Source organism: Sphaerisporangium corydalis (genome assembly GCF_025506355.1).
Classification (GTDB): Bacteria; Actinomycetota; Actinomycetes; order Streptosporangiales; family Streptosporangiaceae; genus Sphaerisporangium; species Sphaerisporangium corydalis.
The window spans coordinates 66,628-82,684 of record NZ_JANZYP010000015.1 but is presented as its reverse complement, the minus strand read 5'-3'; the positions used below and the strand labels follow the sequence as shown (position 1 = coordinate 82,684).

At 73.0% G+C, this 16,057-nt stretch carries 15 protein-coding genes; 4 read left to right on the top strand and 11 right to left on the bottom strand.

What is annotated here, in order from left to right:
• From NYZ98_RS13450 to NYZ98_RS13440, 3 genes are read right to left on the bottom strand one after another with little or no spacing between them, the layout of a single operon-like run.
• Positions 1 to 870: an ABC transporter permease gene (locus NYZ98_RS13450; protein ID WP_262843071.1), complete on the bottom strand. Its 870-nt coding sequence runs from the start codon at positions 868 to 870 to the stop codon at positions 1 to 3.
• Entirely contained in the window at positions 867 to 1,832 is a 966-nt protein-coding gene (locus NYZ98_RS13445) for an ABC transporter permease (protein WP_262843070.1), read from the bottom strand. The genes NYZ98_RS13450 and NYZ98_RS13445 overlap by 4 nt, the downstream gene beginning before the upstream one ends.
• On the bottom strand, positions 1,829 to 3,043 hold the full coding sequence (locus NYZ98_RS13440; RefSeq protein WP_262843069.1) for a spermidine/putrescine ABC transporter substrate-binding protein: 1,215 nt from the start codon (positions 3,041 to 3,043) through the stop codon (positions 1,829 to 1,831). Before NYZ98_RS13440 ends, NYZ98_RS13445 begins: the two co-directional genes overlap by 4 nt.
• Positions 3,044 to 3,209: 166 nt before the next feature.
• Here NYZ98_RS13440 and NYZ98_RS13435 point away from each other — a divergent pair, with 166 nt between their 5' ends.
• The 3 genes from NYZ98_RS13435 to NYZ98_RS13425 are packed head-to-tail and all read left to right on the top strand — an operon-like array spanning position 3,210 to position 7,463.
• Positions 3,210 to 4,862 carry a phytoene desaturase family protein gene (locus tag NYZ98_RS13435; protein ID WP_262843068.1) on the top strand — a complete coding sequence of 551 codons (1,653 nt, stop codon included), beginning with the start codon at positions 3,210 to 3,212 and terminating at the stop codon, positions 4,860 to 4,862.
• Positions 4,859 to 6,076, top strand: a complete 1,218-nt coding sequence (locus NYZ98_RS13430) for an aromatic ring-hydroxylating oxygenase subunit alpha (RefSeq protein WP_262843067.1) — start codon at positions 4,859 to 4,861, stop codon at positions 6,074 to 6,076. The genes NYZ98_RS13435 and NYZ98_RS13430 overlap by 4 nt, the downstream gene beginning before the upstream one ends.
• Position 6,077: 1 nt before the next feature.
• Entirely contained in the window at positions 6,078 to 7,463 is a 1,386-nt protein-coding gene (locus NYZ98_RS13425) for an aspartate aminotransferase family protein (RefSeq protein ID WP_262843066.1), read from the top strand.
• A gap of 89 nt (positions 7,464 to 7,552) precedes the next feature.
• On the opposite strand, the gene NYZ98_RS13420 is transcribed toward NYZ98_RS13425, so the two are convergent.
• The 4 genes from NYZ98_RS13420 to NYZ98_RS13405 all read right to left on the bottom strand — a co-directional run bounded on the left by NYZ98_RS13420 (position 7,553) and on the right by NYZ98_RS13405 (position 10,223).
• On the bottom strand, positions 7,553 to 7,810 hold the full coding sequence (locus NYZ98_RS13420; RefSeq protein WP_262843065.1) for a hypothetical protein: 258 nt from the start codon (positions 7,808 to 7,810) through the stop codon (positions 7,553 to 7,555).
• Between the two features lie 73 nt (positions 7,811 to 7,883).
• Entirely contained in the window at positions 7,884 to 8,735 is an 852-nt protein-coding gene (locus tag NYZ98_RS13415) for a helix-turn-helix domain-containing protein (RefSeq protein WP_262843064.1), read from the bottom strand.
• A gap of 88 nt (positions 8,736 to 8,823) precedes the next feature.
• Complete coding sequence (locus NYZ98_RS13410; protein WP_262843063.1) at positions 8,824 to 9,066, bottom strand: hypothetical protein; 243 nt, start codon at positions 9,064 to 9,066, stop codon at positions 8,824 to 8,826.
• 119 nt (positions 9,067 to 9,185) lie between these two features.
• Positions 9,186 to 10,223, bottom strand: a complete 1,038-nt coding sequence (locus NYZ98_RS13405; protein ID WP_262843062.1) for a saccharopine dehydrogenase family protein — start codon at positions 10,221 to 10,223, stop codon at positions 9,186 to 9,188.
• A 132-nt stretch (positions 10,224 to 10,355) separates the two neighbouring features.
• Here NYZ98_RS13405 and NYZ98_RS13400 point away from each other — a divergent pair, with 132 nt between their 5' ends.
• Positions 10,356 to 11,378 carry an AraC family transcriptional regulator gene (locus NYZ98_RS13400; RefSeq protein ID WP_262843061.1) on the top strand — a complete coding sequence of 341 codons (1,023 nt, stop codon included), beginning with the start codon at positions 10,356 to 10,358 and terminating at the stop codon, positions 11,376 to 11,378.
• On the opposite strand, the gene NYZ98_RS13395 is transcribed toward NYZ98_RS13400, so the two are convergent.
• The 4 genes from NYZ98_RS13395 to NYZ98_RS13380 form a co-directional block, all read right to left on the bottom strand.
• Positions 11,280 to 12,923 carry an acyclic terpene utilization AtuA family protein gene (locus NYZ98_RS13395; protein ID WP_380706344.1) on the bottom strand — a complete coding sequence of 548 codons (1,644 nt, stop codon included), beginning with the start codon at positions 12,921 to 12,923 and terminating at the stop codon, positions 11,280 to 11,282. The genes NYZ98_RS13400 and NYZ98_RS13395 overlap by 99 nt on opposite strands.
• A gap of 140 nt (positions 12,924 to 13,063) precedes the next feature.
• Positions 13,064 to 13,870 carry an enoyl-CoA hydratase-related protein gene (locus tag NYZ98_RS13390; protein WP_262843060.1) on the bottom strand — a complete coding sequence of 269 codons (807 nt, stop codon included), beginning with the start codon at positions 13,868 to 13,870 and terminating at the stop codon, positions 13,064 to 13,066.
• Positions 13,870 to 14,007: a hypothetical protein gene (locus NYZ98_RS13385; RefSeq protein WP_262843059.1), complete on the bottom strand. Its 138-nt coding sequence runs from the start codon at positions 14,005 to 14,007 to the stop codon at positions 13,870 to 13,872. The genes NYZ98_RS13390 and NYZ98_RS13385 overlap by 1 nt, the downstream gene beginning before the upstream one ends.
• Positions 14,007 to 16,055, bottom strand: coding sequence for an acetyl/propionyl/methylcrotonyl-CoA carboxylase subunit alpha (locus NYZ98_RS13380; RefSeq protein WP_262843058.1), 2,049 nt, complete (start codon positions 16,053 to 16,055; stop codon positions 14,007 to 14,009). Before NYZ98_RS13380 ends, NYZ98_RS13385 begins: the two co-directional genes overlap by 1 nt.
• Positions 16,056 to 16,057: the final 2 nt, after the last annotated feature.

Here is a 16,057-nt window from a genome sequence, read left to right as displayed (position 1 = left end):
TCACATGGTGGCCATTTCCTTGAGCGCGTCGGAGGCGCCCCGGCGGCGCAGGACGAGCCAGGCCAGGAAGAGGGCCAGGGCCGAACCGGCGAGGAGCAGGGTGGCGAGGGCGTTGAGGGCGGGGGAGGGGGAGTTGCGGACGGCGCTGTACAGCTTGATGGGGACGGTCACCGAGGAGGCGTCGGGGGAGAGGAACGAGGAGATCACGAAGTCGTCCATCGAGGAGGCGACCACGATCATGGCGCTCGCGAAGATCGCGGGGAGGAGCAGGGGAAGCACGACCAGGCGCAGGGCCGTCAGCCGGTCGGCTCCGAGGTCGCGGGCGGCCGTCTCGTACTCCTCGCCGATGGACGCCAGCCGGGACCGGACGATGACCACCACGTAGGAGATCGAGAAGGTCACGTGGCCAAGGAGCTGGGCCGGTCTGCCGAGGGGGATGAAGAGGTACAGGTTGGTGAAGACCAGGTAGAGGGCGCTGCCCATGACGATCTCGGGGGTGGCGAGCGGCAGGAGCATCAGCCCGTTGGAGACCCGGCTCGTACGGCCTCGCCATCTGGACAGCCCGAGCGCCAGGGCGACGCCGAGGGGGGTGGCGACCAGGGTGGTCAGCGCGGCGAGGACCAGGCTGTTGACGAGCGCCAGCCGCAGGCTCGGGTCGGCGGCCACCGAGTTCGGGTCCCCGGCGTACCAGCGCAGCGAGAAGCCCTGCCACGAACTGCGTGACTTGCCCGCGTTGAACGAGAACTGGATGGCGACCAGCACCGGCACCAGCGACCAGATGACGTACGCCCAGGTGATCGCCGCCAGCACCACCGGCCGCCGCCGCCCCGAACGCCGCCTCCTCGCCGCACGCGGCGCATGGGGGGTCATGTCAGGTCGGTTTCGGCTCGGCGGGAGGCGATGAGGTAGTAGGCCATCAGGGCCATGAGGAGGGCGGAGAGGAGCAGGACCAGGGAGGCGCCGAGTTCCTTGCGGGTGCCGCCCAGGAGGTAGAACTCGATCTGGTTGCCCACCATCGTGGTGGTCGGCGAGCCGGAGACCAAGGTGTTGGTGTAGTAGTCGCCGAACATCGGAAGCGCGGTGACCGCCGAGGCGGTCATGAGGCCGTGCCGGGACAGCGGCAGCGTGACGTGCCAGAAGGCCCGCCGCCCCGAGCAGCCGAGGTCGCGCGCGGCTTCCAGCAGGCGTTCGTCGACCCGGTCGAGCGTCGAGTACAGCGGCACGATGAAGAACGGGATGTACCCGTAGATCAGGGCCAGCACGACCGTGTACGGGTTGCCCGACAGCCACCGCACGGGCTCGCTGACGATGTGGGTGAACAGCAGCAGGTCGTTGACGTACCCGTCGTCCTGCAGCAGGTTCAGCCACGCCAGCATGCGGGTGATGTAGTTGATCCACCAGGGCGCGAGCACCAGCGCGAGCAGCAGGCCGCGCCGCCGCCCGGCGTGCCTGGCCAGGTAGTACGCCACGGGGTAGCCGAGCAGGACGCAGACGGCCAGCGCCGCGCCGACGTACAGCAGGGTGCGCAGGAACACCGGCTGGAGGTCGCCGTAGAGGCTGCGCCGGACGATCTCGCCGAACGCGGTGAGGTCCCAGTAGCGCGGGTCCCATTCGGGCACGGGGGAGTTGAAGATCGGGTCGGTGTACCCGAAGGCCACGGCGGCGACCGCGTAGAACGGCACCGCGAACAGCGCGAGGATCCACAGCGTCCCGGGCGCCGCCAGCGCGGGCCACAGCCGGGGCCCGCGTCTCCCCGCCCGGCGCTTCCAGGACCGGGCCGGGGGTCCGGGGCGGGTGGCCGGCGGGGGTTCCGCTCCGGGGGGAGGGGTCATCGGCCGGCCTTGAAGGCGGACCAGGCGTCGTTCCAGATCGCCTCGGCGGGCGGGCTGATCGCGAGGAGCTGGAGGCCGCGGGCGTACACCTCGGGGGTGACGATCGTGGACCTGAGCTGCTCGGTGACGAAGCCGTCGCCGACCATCTTCTCCGGTGTGATCGCCGACAGCGCGGGCTGGTAGCCGGTGAAGGAGAAGTTCTCCTGGGCCACGGCCGGGTCGAGCAGGTGGTCGAGGAACATGTGGGCCAGCACGGGCTTGGCCGCCGTACGCGGGATGGCGATCGTGTCGGTGCCGACGAGACCCGCGCCCCCCGCGGGGTACCAGTAGCCGAGGACGTCGGCCTTGACGCCTTTGGGCAGGTAGGACTGGGCGTTCACCATGTCCCCCGACCAGCAGTGGTGGACGGTCGCCTGGCCCTCGGCGACGAGCTGGTAGGCGCTGATGCCGACCTTGACGTTGGTCAGGGCGATCAGCTCGGCCAGCCACCCGCCCGCCTGCCTGATCTTGGCGGGGTCCTCGGTGTTGACGTCGGTGATCCCCTTGCGGAGCATCGCCATCGCCAGCCCTTCGCGCGCGTCGTCCAGCACGTACGCCTTGCCCTTGTACGCGGGGTCCCACAGCAGGTCGTAGCCGTTGGCGGGCACGGAGGAGACCCGGTCGGCGCGGTACCCGACGCCGGTGGTGTAGGCGTTGTACGGCACGGTGTACTGCGCGCCCTGGTCGTAGAACGGGTTCCGCAGCTGCGGCCACACGTTGGACAGGTTCGGCAGGTAGCCGGCGTTGAGCGGCTGGAGCAGCTTGCCCACGGTGATCTTGGAGATGACGTCCGGCGTGGGGAAGCAGACGTCGAAGGACTCTCCGGCGGTCCGCAGCTTGGCGATCATCTCGTCCATCGTGGTGAACGTCGTGACCTCGACCTCGACGCCGTGCGCCTTGCCGAACCGCTTGCACACGTCGGGCGAGATGTACTCGGCGTAGTTGAGCAGTTTCAGCTTGCCACCCTTCTCGGGCGAGCGCCCGTCCGCCACCGGGGGGACGTCGGCGTGCAGGGGCAGCCGCGCCGGCGCGCCAGGGCGGCTGAGCGGGACCGAGGTGGCGGCCGAGGGTCTTCTGGACCGGTCGGCGCCGCACGCAGCGGTGAGGCCCGCGAGGCCGCTGAGCAGGAGGAACCGGCGGCGATCCAGGGGCTCGCGAGGGTGAGGGGGCATGGGGGGCTCTTTTCTTACGTCAGGTCACCTCTTGCCAGACTGACTGGTTAACCAGTTAGTCTGGTGAGGAGGGTCTGCGGCCACAAGGCTCTCAGGCCAAGTTTTCCGGGTCGTTACGGGCGAACGGAAGGCGTCCGGCTGGACGCGGTGGGAAAGGTTCCGGCGAGTGGACCGGTACGAGGGATCGCAGAACGCTCAGAGCGCCGGTCCGGGCACGGACCCGCGGAAGACCTACGACGCCATCATCGTCGGCGGCGGCCACAACGGGCTCGTCTCCGCCGCCTACCTCGCGCGGGCCGGCCTGTCGCCGCTCGTCGTCGAGGCCCGCGCCGTCACCGGCGGCGCGGCCACCACCGAGACCCCCTGGGGACCCGACTTCAAGGTCACCGCGCTGTCGTACGTCATGAGCCTCATGCCGCCGACCATCGTGAACGGGCTCGAACTTGAGCGCCACGGGTACCGCGTCGTCCCGATGGGCCCGGACTTCATGCCCTTCCCCGACGGCCGCTCACTGCTGCTCACCGGCGAGGAGGCCCACGACGGCGCGGAACTGTCGGCGTTCTCCCGCAAAGACGCCGAGAACATGCCCAAGTACGACGCCTGGCTGCGCGGCATCGGCGACGTGCTGGCCCCGCTGCTGCTCAAGACGCCGCCCAACGTCGGCTCGACGCGCCCCCGCGACCTGATCGAGCAGCTCCGGCTGGCCTGGGGCATGCGCGGCCTGTCCACGCGCGGCACCGCCGACGCGGTGCGGCTGTTCACCATGTCGGTCGAGGACCTGCTCGACCAGTGGTTCGAGTCGCCCGAGGTCAAGGGGACGATGGCCATCAACGGCGTCATCGGCACCTGGGCCGGCCCCGCCGAGCCCGGCACGGCGTACGTGATGATGCACCACACGATCGGCGACGTCGGCGACGGCAAGATGGGCGGCTGGGGGTACCCGATCGGCGGCATGGGCGCCGTCTCGGCGGCGATCCGCGCCTCGGCCGAGGCGGCGGGGGCGCACGTGATCACCGATGCCCCCGTCGAGCGCATCCTGGTCGCCGGCGGCCGGGCGCGCGGGGTGGCGCTGAGGGACGGCCGGGAGTTCACCGCCCCCATCGTCGTCGCCGCCACCCACCCGAAGATCACGTTCCTGGACCAGATCGACCGGTCGGAGCTGCCGGCGGACTTCGTCGCCGACATCGAACGCTGGCGGTCCCGCAGCGGCGTCGTCAAGATCAACGTGGCGTTGTCCGGGCTCCCGAGGTTCTCCTCCCGCCCGGACCTGTCGGCGCGCGAGCTGAGCGGGTCGGTCGAGCTTTGCCACTCCCTGGAGTACATCGAGCGCGCCTTCCAGGACGCCCGCGAGGGCCGCGCCGCCCTCGCCCCCTTCTCCGACAGCGTGATCCCCTCGACGCTGGACCCCACCCTGTGCCCGGAGGGCACGCACATCATGTCGATGTTCACCCAGTGGGTCCCGCACACCTGGGCCGCCGAGCCGCACACCGCCGAGCTGGACGCCTACGCCGACCGGGTCATCGAGGGGTACGACCGGCTCGCCCCCGGCTTCAAGGCGTCGGTCATCCACCGCCAGGTCATCGGCCCGCACCAGATGGAGCAGGAGTACGGGCTGGTCGGCGGCAACATCTTCCACGGCGAGCTCTCGCCCGACCAGCTCTTCCACATGAGGCCCGCCCCCGGGTACGCCGGCTTCACCACGCCGGTGAAGGGCCTCTACCAGTGCTCGTCGGCCACGCACGGCGGCGGCGGGGTCACCGGCATCGCCGGGTATCTGTGCTCCAAGCGAATCCTGCGAGACCGGAGGTGGCGGCGATGACCGACCTGAATGCCGGCGTGACCCGTTCCAGGGCCGCCATGACCCCCGCCCCGGGCACCGGCGCCGCCCCCGCGGAGACCGCGCCGCTCGACCTGGCGCAGGTGCGGGCCTGCATGGAGCCGCCCGGCACGATGCTCCCCGCGGGCGCCTACCTCGACGATGACGTGCTGGCCTTCGAGCGGCGCGCCGTCTTCGCCCGGGGATGGGTGTGCGCAGGCCGGTCCGCCGACCTGGCCCCGCGCTCCCGCAGGGCCGTCGCCGCCGGCGACGACAGCGTCCTGCTGGTACGCGACGAGGACGGCACGCTGCGCGGCTTCTACAACGTGTGCCGGCACCGGGGCCACGAGCTGCTGCCGTGCGGCTCCAGCGCGACCGGCCGTTACATCGCCTGCCCGTACCACAACTGGGTGTACGACCTGAAGGGCCGTCTCGACCGCGTCCCCGCCGAGCACGGCGACGGCTACGCGCTCGACCGGCTCGGACTGGTCCCGGCGCGGGTCGAGGAGTGGCACGGGTTCGTCTTCGTCAACGCCTCCGGCGACGCCCCGCCGCTGGCCACCTACCTCGCCGGCCTCGAAGAGATCATCGCGCCGTACGAGATGGGCCGGCTGGAGGTGGCCGCCTCGCATGACTACGACCTGGCGGCCAACTGGAAGCTCGCCATCGAGAACTACCACGAGTGCTACCACTGCCCGGCGATCCACCCCGAACTGTGCCGGGTGTCCCCGCCGGACAGCGGCGACAACCACACGCCGGACGGGCTGTGGGCGGGCGGCAGCATGACCCTGGTGGACGGCGCGGTGACGATGTCGATGACGGGCGAGTCGGGCGGCGCCTTCCTGCGCGGCGTCACAGGCCCGCGCCTGCGCACGGTCGAGTACCTGCACCTGTTCCCGAACCTGCTGCTCAGCCTGCACCCCGACTACGTGATGACGCACCTGCTCGACCCCGTGTCCGCCGGGCACACGAAGGTCACCTGCCAGTGGCTGTTCCCGCCCGAGGCCGCCGGGGCCGACCCCTCCTACGCGGTCGACTTCTGGGACCTGACCAACCGCCAGGACTGGGGCGCCTGCGAGGGCGTGCAGCGTGGCGTCGCCTCGCGCGGCTACGTGCCGGGGCCGTTCGCGCCCCAGGAGGAGGTCACCTACCAGTGGATCTCCTCGGTCGCGGCCGCCTATCTCACTGGCCGGTTGACGCCGGCCGAAAGGACATGAAATGTCAGTGGCCAGCGATGCGATGGCCGACCGCGACCTCGTCCTGCTCGACAGCCTGATCGCCACCGAGGAGTCGGTCTTCCTGGGACGCACGGCCGAGTCACGGCGCGTCCGCGCGGAGTGCGCCGACGTGCTGCCCGGCGGGGTCGCCTCCAACTGGCAGGACGCGCCGCCCGGCGCGGTCTGGATCTCGCACGGCGCCGGCTCCCGCGTGGTGGACGTGGACGGCACCTCCTACGTCGACCTGCACGGCGGCTTCGGCGTCGGCCTGGTCGGCCACGCCCACCCCGCGATCGTCGAGGCCGTCTCCGACCGGGTGCGCAAGGGCACGCACTTCGCCCAGCCCACCGAGGACGTCGTCGTGGTGGCCCGCGAGCTGGCCCGCAGGTTCGGGCTGCCGCTGTGGCGGTTCGGGAACTCCGGCACCGAGGCGACGATGGACGCGGTGCACCTCATGCGGGCCGCCACCGGCCGCATGAAGATCATCAAGATCGAGGGCAGCTACCACGGCCACCACGACAGCGTCCAGGTGTCGGTGTACCCGGACCTGGCCGAGGCCGGGCCGGCGGGCCACCCCCACTCGGTGCCCTCCGGGCGCGCCGTACCGCCCGCCCTCGCCCAGCTCACGCTGGTGGCGCCCTTCGGCGACCTCGCGGCGGTCGAGCGGCTGCTCGTGGAGAACCCCGGCGAGATCGCCGGCATGATCATCGAGCCGATCATGATGAACGTCGGGCTCATCCCGCCGCCCGACGGCTACCTCGACGGCCTGCGGAGCCTGCTGCACCGCCACGGCGCCTACCTGACGTTCGACGAGGTCAAGACCGGGTTCGCGGTGGCGCCCGGCGGCGCGGCGCAGTGGTCGGGCGTGCGGCCGGACCTGCTGTGCCTGGCCAAGGCGCTCGGCGGCGGGGTGCCGTGCGGGGCGATCGGCGGGGTCCCCGCGCTGATGAACCTGATCGCCGACGGGACCTACGAGCAGGTCGGTACGTTCAACGGCAACCCGCTCACGATGGCCGCCGCCCGCGCCGTGCTGACGAGCGTCCTCACCGACGACGCCTACCGGCACTTCGACCGGCTCCGGCGTGTCATGACCGAGGGCGCCGAGGACGTGCTGCGCCGCCATGACCTGCCCGGATATGTCCGGTCGTACGGGGCCAAGGGCGCGGTCGTCTTCCACGACCGGCCGCTGCTGGACTACCGCGACTTCGCCGCCTACCCCGACCAGTGGGGCAACGCGCACTGGCTCTACCAGCACAACGGCGGGGTGTTCCTGCCGCCGTGGGGCAAGTGCGAGCAGTGGACGGTGTCGGTCCAGCACTCCGAGGCGGACGTGCGCCGGTTCGTCGTGAACCTGGAGCGGATGGCGGCGAGCCTGCGGCCCCGCTGAAAACGTCAAGCGGGCGGCTCGGGCGGTAGACCGCTGAGCACGTCAAGCGGGCGCAGGCGGTAGACCACTGAGCATGTCAGACGGGCGGCTCAGGCGGGCAGCGCGGCCAGGAGGTAGGCGAGGCGGGCGGCCGCGCTCTCGATGTCGTCGACGGTGCCGAGCCGGTAGCCCCACGAGGTGAGGAAGGCGCCCTGCGGGCTGAGGGTGACGTCCTCGATCAGCGTCTCACTGAAGCGATTGCGCACCCGGACGGCCCCTGGGCCGCCACGCAGGACGCGCACCGAGAGGTCGATGTGCGTGCGGGTGGCCGAGGCGAACTGCTCGAGGCAGGACATGGTGTCCAGCATGCATGCCACCTCCACATCACCACGGGAGGTAAGGATTGCATGATCTTGCCGTTACGGGCAAGCAATTGTGGCGTTACGGCGTGGATTGTTGGGCGAACTCCACCAGCACCCCGACGATCACCTCGCGCGCCTCCTCCCGGAAGGCCGCGACCTCGCACAGATCCTCGAAAGCGCTCTCGTAGAAGGCGACGTCCTCCGGCTCGCGCAGCACCAGGTCCTTGGTCCTGGTCGACACGCCCACCATGGCCTCGTTGTAGATCCAGAAGCCGTTGAGCAGGGCGGACGGGAGCTGCGCCGAGAAGGGGATGACGCCGAACTCGACGTTGGGCAGCGTGGTGACGGCGAGCAGCCGGTCGAGCTGCCCGCGCATCACGTCGTCGGGCGCCAGCCGGTAGCGCAGCACCGCCTCGGGCATGAGGAAGCGGAACCGCCGTGCGGAGTCGTAGAGGATCTCCTGCCTGCGCATGCGGACCCGGATGGCCGCGTCGATGTCGTCGGCGGCGCCGTAGAGCCGGCGCACCTTGGAGAAGATGTTGCGGGCGTACTCGGCGGTCTGCAGCAGGCCGATCACCACGCCAGGCTCGAACACCCGGAACAGGCGGGTGCGCGATTCCAGGTCGCGGACGTCCTCCTGGAGCGCGGCGAGGCCGCTGCGGTGCCGTTGCCGCCAGGAGTCCTGCCGCTCCATCAGCGACACGGCCTGGGCGATCAGGTCGTCGACGATGTCGGGATCGGCCTCGACGGCCTGGGCCCAGACCACGACGTCGTCCTCGGTGGCGCTCTGCCGGGCGTTCTCGATGCGGGACACCTTGGAGGCCTGCCAGCTCAGCCGGGCCGCGAGGTCCTTGCCGGACAGCTGGGCGGCTTCTCGCAGGTGTTTGAGCTGCGCGCCAAGGTCGATGCGCGCCTGCTGAAAGCCGCTCACGCTCACCTCCGGTCGGCGTCGTCCTCACATCGGCGTCGGACTCGCACGAGGGTAGACCGGCCGAGGCGATCATGCCATAGGGATCTCCCTATTGGTGATCAGTGACGCGCGCCTCCGGGTCGCCGCCGCCGAGCACTTCGCGCGCGATCCGCACCAGGAGCTCGCGCGGCACCTCCACCGCCGACTCGCCGTCGAGCACGTGGCGCAGATCCGCGCGGGCCGCCGGATCGGTCAGCGTGAGCCCCTGTACGACGATCGTCCCCCGGTCGGTCTCGTACAGCGAAGGGCAGGCGCCCGCCTCCGAAGTAGAGCCGAGAAACCGCAGACGCATGAGTGTTCCCTCCCCCGGGAGCGCCCGAAATGGCCGCAATTGCGCGCAATTGTAGAGCATCCTGAAGGGGTGTTGGCGGAGGGTCGGTGGCGGGTGTACGGGCAATCCTCGGGCCTCGCTCAGCCGGCCGTCCAGCGGATTCCGTAGGGGGCGAGGAAGGCGAGGAAGCCCGCCGGGTCGAAGGCCTGCGCGGGGGCGCGCACCCCCGGCTCGGCCGGGGCGGCGGCGAGACGGCGGGCGCTCTCCACGGCGATCACCGCCGTGGTGCCGTAGGTGTCGTGGCCCTCGACCACGGCCCGGCCCTCGCGGCCGTCGACCGCGACGGCGTCGGCCACGTACGTGAACCGCTGGGCGCGGCGATCGTCCTCGGCGGGGCCCTCGGGGAGCCCGGCGACGACGGCCGGGTCCATGGGGACGGCCAGCCGGGCGACCAGGGCGGCCTCGACCAGCCCGGTGACCCGCCGCACCTTGACGTGCCTCGGGATGGTCACCACCTCCGGCAGGGGGAACCCGGCCAGCGGGACCGCCGCCGAGCCCGGAGTCACGGTGATCGACGCGGACCGCGCGGCGCCGCCCGCCCGCCAGCCGCCGTCCACGTACTGAAGGCCGCCCGTCCCGACGGCGTCCGCCGACCCGATCAGCGATCGGAGCGACCCGCGCGACGGGGTCCCGCCTCCGGCGATGAGGTGGACGCTGGTGATCGACTCCAGCGGTCCGAGGCGGCCGGCGAGCAGGGCGGCGACCAGGTCGAGCGGGACGCAACCGTCGGTGGCGGCCGGGACCACGGTCACCCCGGCGGCCGCCGCCTCCGCCCCGAAGTCGTCGAAGATCCGCTTGAGGTAGAGCTGCTCGCCCGACGTGTCGACGTAGGGGCGGCCCGCGCCGATCGCGGCCCTGACCACCGCCGCGCCCGTCGGGGTGAACGGGCCCGCGCAGTTGACGACGGCGTCGGCCGCGCGGAAGGCGGCGACCAGGGCCTGGTGGTCGCCGACGGCGGCCGGCCGCACGTCCGCGCCCGTCAGGCCGGTCACGGCGGCGGCCCGGCGCAGCCGTCCCGCGTCGCGGCCCACCAGCACGACCTCCAGGCCGCGTCGCGTGGCCTCGGCGAGCACGAGCCTGCCCTGGTAACCGCTCGCGCCGTAGATGGCGATCTTCATCGGGGGTCTCCTCCTGAACCGCCGGTCGGATACCGGTCCTGGGCGGACCACCGGCTCTCCTTCACCTTAGGGAGGCTTGACGAGACGCCCAATGCGTCAGAAGCTCCGCCGATTGCTTTATCGTCTACGGGCATGGATGTGATGTCCGACGTGATCACCACCATGCGCGCGGGCCGGCCGCACTCCTCGCGCATGGACCGCAGGGGACCGTTCGGCCGCAGGTTCGCCGCGGGCGACGGAGCGGGATTCCACGTCGTGCTCCAGGGGAGGGTCTGGTTCGTCCCCGAGGCCGGCGGCCCGGTCGCGCTCGGGCCCGGCGACGTGGTGTTCCTGCCCCGGGGCGCCGCGCACGCGCTGGCCGGCGACCCGGCCACCCCGCTGACCGGCACCCCGGCCGTTCCCCTGCCCGGCGCCGAATTACCGTCCGGTGCGGACGAGGCGCGGGGCGCGGGCGGCGGGCCGGTCACGGTCATGCTCTGCGGGGCGTACCTGCTGGACCACTCCCGCGCGCACCCGCTCATGGAGGAGCTGCCGGACGTCGTCCACCTGCCGGCCAGGGTCGGCCACCACTCCGAGTTGCGCGCGGCGGTGGACCTGCTGGGCGGCGAGCTGGAAAGGCCACGGCCGGGGACCGACGCCATGGTGCCCGCCCTGCTGGACGTGCTCCTGCTGCACATCCTGCGCGCCTGGTTCGGCGAAAGGTCGCGGGACGGCGCCGCGACCGGCTGGGCGGCGGCGCTGCACGACCCCGCCGTCGCGGCCGCTCTGCGGGCCATCCATGGTGACCCCGGACGGCGGTGGAGCGTGCAGGACCTGGCCCGGCACGCCGGGCTGTCCCGCGCGGCCTTCGCCCGGCGCTTCACCACCCTGGCCGGCCGGCCGCCCCTGGCGTACCTCACCTGGTGGCGGATGACCGTCGCCGCCCGGCTCCTGCGCGACACCGATGCGCCCGCGAACGCGGTGGCGGGCCGGGTCGGCTACACCTCGGAGTACGCGTTCGCCCACGCCTTCAAACGCGCCTACGGCCGGCCCCCCGGCGCCTACCGGAGCGGAGGGTCAGAGCGGGATCGGGACCAGGCAGGCGCGCAGTTCCTCGCCGAGGGACTTGGCCTGGGCGTCCAGGCGCGGGCTGGCGGCCACGCCCCGGCCGAGTAGCCCGTGGACGACGAAGTTCAGCGCGAGCAGGTTGGGCAGGCGGTGGCGGTCGACCCGCAGGGCGGCGGTGGCGGGCAGCAGTGCCTGGAGCCGTTCCACGGTGAGGAACGCCTCCAGCCAGGCGTACTCCTCGGCCGTGCGGACCCAGACGCCGAGGTTGGCGTTCCCGCCCTTGTCGCCGGACCGCGCCCCGGCGACCGAGCCGAGCGGCGCGACCACCCCCCGATCCACGCCCGCCTCACCGGAGGGTCCGTGGTCCGGGCCGCCCAGGGGGACGGCGGTGGCGGGGCGGTCCACGGGAAGGGCGGGGGGTTCGCGCCAGACGAGGTCGTCGCCCGACCACACCTCGGCCTGGACGGCGCGCCTCGGGACGGCGGCCGGCCAGTAGACGCCGTACGCGGACGCGTCGCCCGGGGGAGTGAGGCCGTAGAAGCCCGGGTAGCCGGCCAGCCCGGTCTCGACCACGGCGGAGGAGAAGGCGCGCCCGGCCCGGTTCCGGTCGGCGTCCATGACGGTGATGCGCAGCAGCGCCAGCGACCCCTCCGGCGCGCCTAGGGGGGTCAGCTCCACGTGGACCTGGTCGAACGCCTCCCTCGGGACGCGCGCGAATACGGACTCCTCGGCGAGGCGGGCCTTGGCCTCGATGTCCAGGCCCGTCAGCACCAGCGTCATGGTGTTGCGGTAACCGCCCAGGTGGTTGACGGCGACCTTGAGCGTGTCCGGCGGCGCCTCGCCGCGCACGCCCGACACCCTGACCCGGTCGGGGCCCTCCTGTGTCAGCCGGATCGTGTCGAAGCGCGCGGTGGCGTCGGGTCCCAGGTAGCGCGGCGAGCCGATCTCGTACAGCAGTTGCGCGGTCACCGTGCCGACCGACACCTCGCCGCCCGTCCCGGGGTGCTTGGTGATCACGCAGGTCCCGTCCGCGTGCAGCTCGGCGATCGGGAACCCGCAGTGCGCCAGGTCCGGCACCTCGGTGAAGAACGCGTAGTTGCCGCCGGTCGCCTGGCAGCCGCACTCGATGACGTGCCCGGCCACGACCGACCCGGCCAGGGCGTCGAGATCGCCGGGGCGCCAGCCGTACCGCCACATCCCCGGCCCGGTGACCAGCGCGGCGTCGGTCACCCTGCCGGTGACCACCACGTCGGCGCCGCTCTCCAGGGCGACGGCGATGGGCCGGCCGCCGAGGTAGGCGTTGGCGGTCAGCGGGGCGGCGTCCAGGCGCTCGCCGGTGTCCAGGTTGACCAGGTCCCCGAGGTCGCGCCCGGCCAGGTCGTCGCCGGTCACGTGCGCCACCCGCGCGCTCAGGCCGAGCCGTCCCGCCAGCTTGGACACCGCACGCGCGCACCCGGCCGGGTCGAGCCCCCCGGCGTTCGACACGATCTTGATGCCCCGGTCGAGGCACGTGCCGAGCACCTGCTCGACCTGGGTGAGGAACGTGCGCGCGTACCCGGGGCGGCCCTTGAGCCGGTTCCCCGCGAGGATGAGCATGGTCAGCTCGGCCAGCCAGTCGCCGGTGAGCACGTCGATCGGCCCGCCCTCGACCATCTCCCTGGCCGCCGACAGCCGGTCCCCGTAGAACCCGCTGCAGTTGGCGACACGCAGAGGGGCCGCGGCCCCGCGTGCGGCGGTCGCCGTCCCGAGGTCGGCGGGCCCCGTCCCCGCGTGGACGGGGGCGTCCGGGGTGGTCACGAGTCCGAGTCCGGGCCCGGTTCCGGGATCCAGGCGGCCGGGCGTTTCTCCATGAAGGCGCGGATGCCCTCCTGGCCCTCGGGCGAGGTGAAGCGCGCCGCCGACAGCTCCGCCATCCGCCGCATCCCCTCCTCCAGGGGCAGGCCCGGCACCGTGCGGACCAGTTCCTTGGTGATGGCCAGCGACTCCGGGCCGCCGCGCAGCAGCATGCCGGCGTAGTGCGCGACCGCGGCGTCCAGCTCCTCGTCCGGGACGGCCCGGGTCAGCAGGCCGATCTCCGCGGCGCGGGCGGCGCCGAACACCTCGCCGGTCAGGAAGTACTCGGCGGCGGCACGCGGGTCCACGCGCCGCAGCACGGTCACCGAGATCATGGCGGGCACCACGCCCAGCCGCACCTCGCTGAACGCGAACGTCGCCGACTCGGGGGCGATGGCGAAGTCGCAGGCGGCCACCAGCCCGAGCCCGCCCGCGCGTGCGGTGCCGTTGAGGCGGCAGATCACCGGCTTGGGGCTTCCCCACACCAGGCTCATGACGTCGGGGAACGAGGCGGTCACCGGTGCGCCGTGCGCCGCCTCCACGCCCGGCGGCGGGGGCGCCTGCTCCTTCAGGTCGGCGCCGGAGCAGAACACCGGGCCGGTGCCGGTGAGCACGATGACGCGGGCGGCCGGGTCGCCGATGGCGTCGCCGAGCGCGCGCTCCAGGTCGCCGAGGAGGCGGACCGACAGCGCGTTGCGGTTGCGCGGCGAGTCCAGCGTGATCGTGGCGATCCCGCCTCGCGTCTCGCGGTGGACCAGAGTGCTCATCACGCCTCCTCGGTGACGGCGGTCACGGTGCCCATCGGGGCCTCCCCGGTGGCGGCCAGGGTGCTCATCGGGGCCTCCCCGGTGGCGGCCAAGGTGCTCATCGGGGTCTCCCCGGTGGTGACGGGCGGGGAACCCATCACGCCTCCTCGATGACCGCGAGGACGCTGCCCGCCTCCACTTGGCGGCCGGGCGCCACGTTGAGCGCGGTGACCACGCCCGGGGCCGGGGCGGAGATCTGATGCTCCATCTTCATCGCCTCCAGGGTGAGGATCGGCTGGCCCGCCGCGACCGGCGACCCAGGTGTGACCTCGACGCGCAGAACGGTACCCGGCATGGGGGCGAGCAGGGAGCCCGGCGCGATCAGCACCACCGGCTCGGGCAGCCGGGGCAGGGGGACGAGCCTGACCGAGCCGAGGGGCGAGTCGACGTGGACCACGCCGGGGTAGCTGGCCACGGCGAAGCGGGTGAGGACGCCGTCCGCCTCCAGGGCCACCTCCTCGGGGGTGGCGGCGACGAGCGTCACGCCGCCGAACTCCGGCCCCTCGGCCCGCAGGCCGTCGCGGGTGAGCCGGTAGGCGACTTCGATCCGGCCGCCGGGGCCGTCGAACGCGGTGCGCTGCGGCTGGGAGGGCACGTTGCGCCAGCCGCTCGGCAGCCCGCCCAGCGCCGTCGCCGCCGCCCGGTTCGCGGCGGCCAGCGCCAGGGCCGCCGCCAGCGCGGACAGCGGCGGCACCGTGTCGCCCGGGGGGAGGAAGGCGGTGACGCCGTGCTGGGCGAGGAAGCCGGTGTGGGTGTCCCCGGCGAGGAACGCCTCGTGGCGGAGCACCCCCACGAGCAGGTCGCGGTTGGTCACCAGGCCGTGGACGCGGGTGCGGGCCAGCGCCGCCGCGAGCCGCCGCGCCACCGCCGCCCGCCCGGGGCCCCAGGCGATGACCTTGGCCAGCATCGGGTCGTAGTGGACGCCGATCTCCGAGCCGGTCTCGACCCCGGAGTCCAGCCGCAGCCCCCGCCCCCCGGGCGGCACCGCGAAGCGGGCGTCCACGCCGGGCACGTCGAACAGGCGCAGCGTCCCGTTCTGCGGGCGCCAGTCGTGGGCCGGGTCCTCGGCGTAGAGGCGGACCTCGATGGCGTGCCCTTCGGGCTCCGGCGGCTCGGCGGGCAGCGCGGCGCCCTCGGCGATCTCGATCTGCAGGCGGACCAGGTCGAGGCCGTACACGCACTCGGTCACCGGGTGCTCCACCTGGAGGCGGGTGTTCATCTCCAGGAACGCGACCGTGCCGTCCTTGACGAGGAACTCCACCGTCCCGGCGCCGACGTAGCCGATCGCCTTCGCGGCGCGGACGGCGGCCTCGAACAGGATCTCGCGCGTGCCGGGGGAGACGCCGGGTGAGGGGGTCTCCTCCACGACCTTCTGGTGGCGCCGCTGGATCGAGCACTCGCGCTCGCCGAGCGTCCAGACGGTGCCGTGCGTGTCGGCGAGGATCTGCACCTCGATGTGCCGGGCGTCCTCCAGCAGCGGTTCGACGAAGACGGTGCCGTCGCCGAACGCCGAGAGCGCCTCACGGCGAGCCGACGCGACCGCCTCGTCCAGCTCGGCGGGGTCGCGGACGACGCGCATGCCGCGCCCCCCGCCGCCCGCCGACGCCTTCACCAGCACCGGGAACACCGTCCCGTCCGGGGGACCGTCTCCGGGGGACGCGGGGCCTGATGGGGACGCGGAGCCGTCCTCGGGGGAGGAAGGGCCGGACGCGGGGCCGTCTCCGGGGGGCGAGGCGGCCGGGATCGTCGAGGTCAGGACGGGCACGCCGGCCTCGGCCATCAGGAGCTTGGCCTCGATCTTGGAGCCCATCGCGGCGATCGCCTCGGGGTTCGGGCCGACCCAGGTCAGCCCGGCCGCGAGCACGGCCCGCGCGAACGCGGCGTTCTCCGAGAGGAACCCGTAACCGGGGTGGACCGCGTCCGCGCCCGACGCCAGCGCCGCCGCGACGACCGCGTCGGCGCGCAGGTAGGTGTCGGCGGGCCGTACCCCGGGCAGCCGTACCGCGTGGTCGGCCTCGGCGACGTGCGGCGAGGCCGCGTCGGCGTCGGAGAAGACCGCGACGGTCTCGATGCCGAGGTCGCGGCAGGTGCGGAAGACCCTGCGGGCGACCTCCGCGCGGTTGGCCACCAGGAGTCGTCTGATCATGC

What these genes read in the sequence shown, in the direction of transcription:
- NYZ98_RS13390 (WP_262843060.1), bottom strand. Translation starts at nt 13,870, where the DNA reads ATGAGCACTCTGGTCCACCGCGAGACGCGAGGCGGGATCGCCACGATC.
- NYZ98_RS13400 (WP_262843061.1), top strand. Translation starts at nt 10,356, where the DNA reads ATGGATGTGATGTCCGACGTGATCACCACCATGCGCGCGGGCCGGCCG.
- NYZ98_RS13385 (WP_262843059.1), bottom strand. Translation starts at nt 14,007, where the DNA reads ATGGGTTCCCCGCCCGTCACCACCGGGGAGACCCCGATGAGCACCTTG.
- NYZ98_RS13395 (WP_380706344.1), bottom strand. Translation starts at nt 12,923, where the DNA reads ATGGTCGAGGGCGGGCCGATCGACGTGCTCACCGGCGACTGGCTGGCC.
- NYZ98_RS13425 (WP_262843066.1), top strand. Translation starts at nt 6,078, where the DNA reads ATGTCAGTGGCCAGCGATGCGATGGCCGACCGCGACCTCGTCCTGCTC.
- NYZ98_RS13405 (WP_262843062.1), bottom strand. Translation starts at nt 10,223, where the DNA reads ATGAAGATCGCCATCTACGGCGCGAGCGGTTACCAGGGCAGGCTCGTG.
- NYZ98_RS13380 (WP_262843058.1), bottom strand. Translation starts at nt 16,055, where the DNA reads ATGATCAGACGACTCCTGGTGGCCAACCGCGCGGAGGTCGCCCGCAGG.
- NYZ98_RS13445 (WP_262843070.1), bottom strand. Translation starts at nt 1,832, where the DNA reads ATGACCCCTCCCCCCGGAGCGGAACCCCCGCCGGCCACCCGCCCCGGA.
- NYZ98_RS13410 (WP_262843063.1), bottom strand. Translation starts at nt 9,066, where the DNA reads ATGCGTCTGCGGTTTCTCGGCTCTACTTCGGAGGCGGGCGCCTGCCCT.
- NYZ98_RS13450 (WP_262843071.1), bottom strand. Translation starts at nt 870, where the DNA reads ATGACCCCCCATGCGCCGCGTGCGGCGAGGAGGCGGCGTTCGGGGCGG.
- NYZ98_RS13440 (WP_262843069.1), bottom strand. Translation starts at nt 3,043, where the DNA reads ATGCCCCCTCACCCTCGCGAGCCCCTGGATCGCCGCCGGTTCCTCCTG.
- NYZ98_RS13430 (WP_262843067.1), top strand. Translation starts at nt 4,859, where the DNA reads ATGACCGACCTGAATGCCGGCGTGACCCGTTCCAGGGCCGCCATGACC.
- NYZ98_RS13420 (WP_262843065.1), bottom strand. Translation starts at nt 7,810, where the DNA reads ATGCTGGACACCATGTCCTGCCTCGAGCAGTTCGCCTCGGCCACCCGC.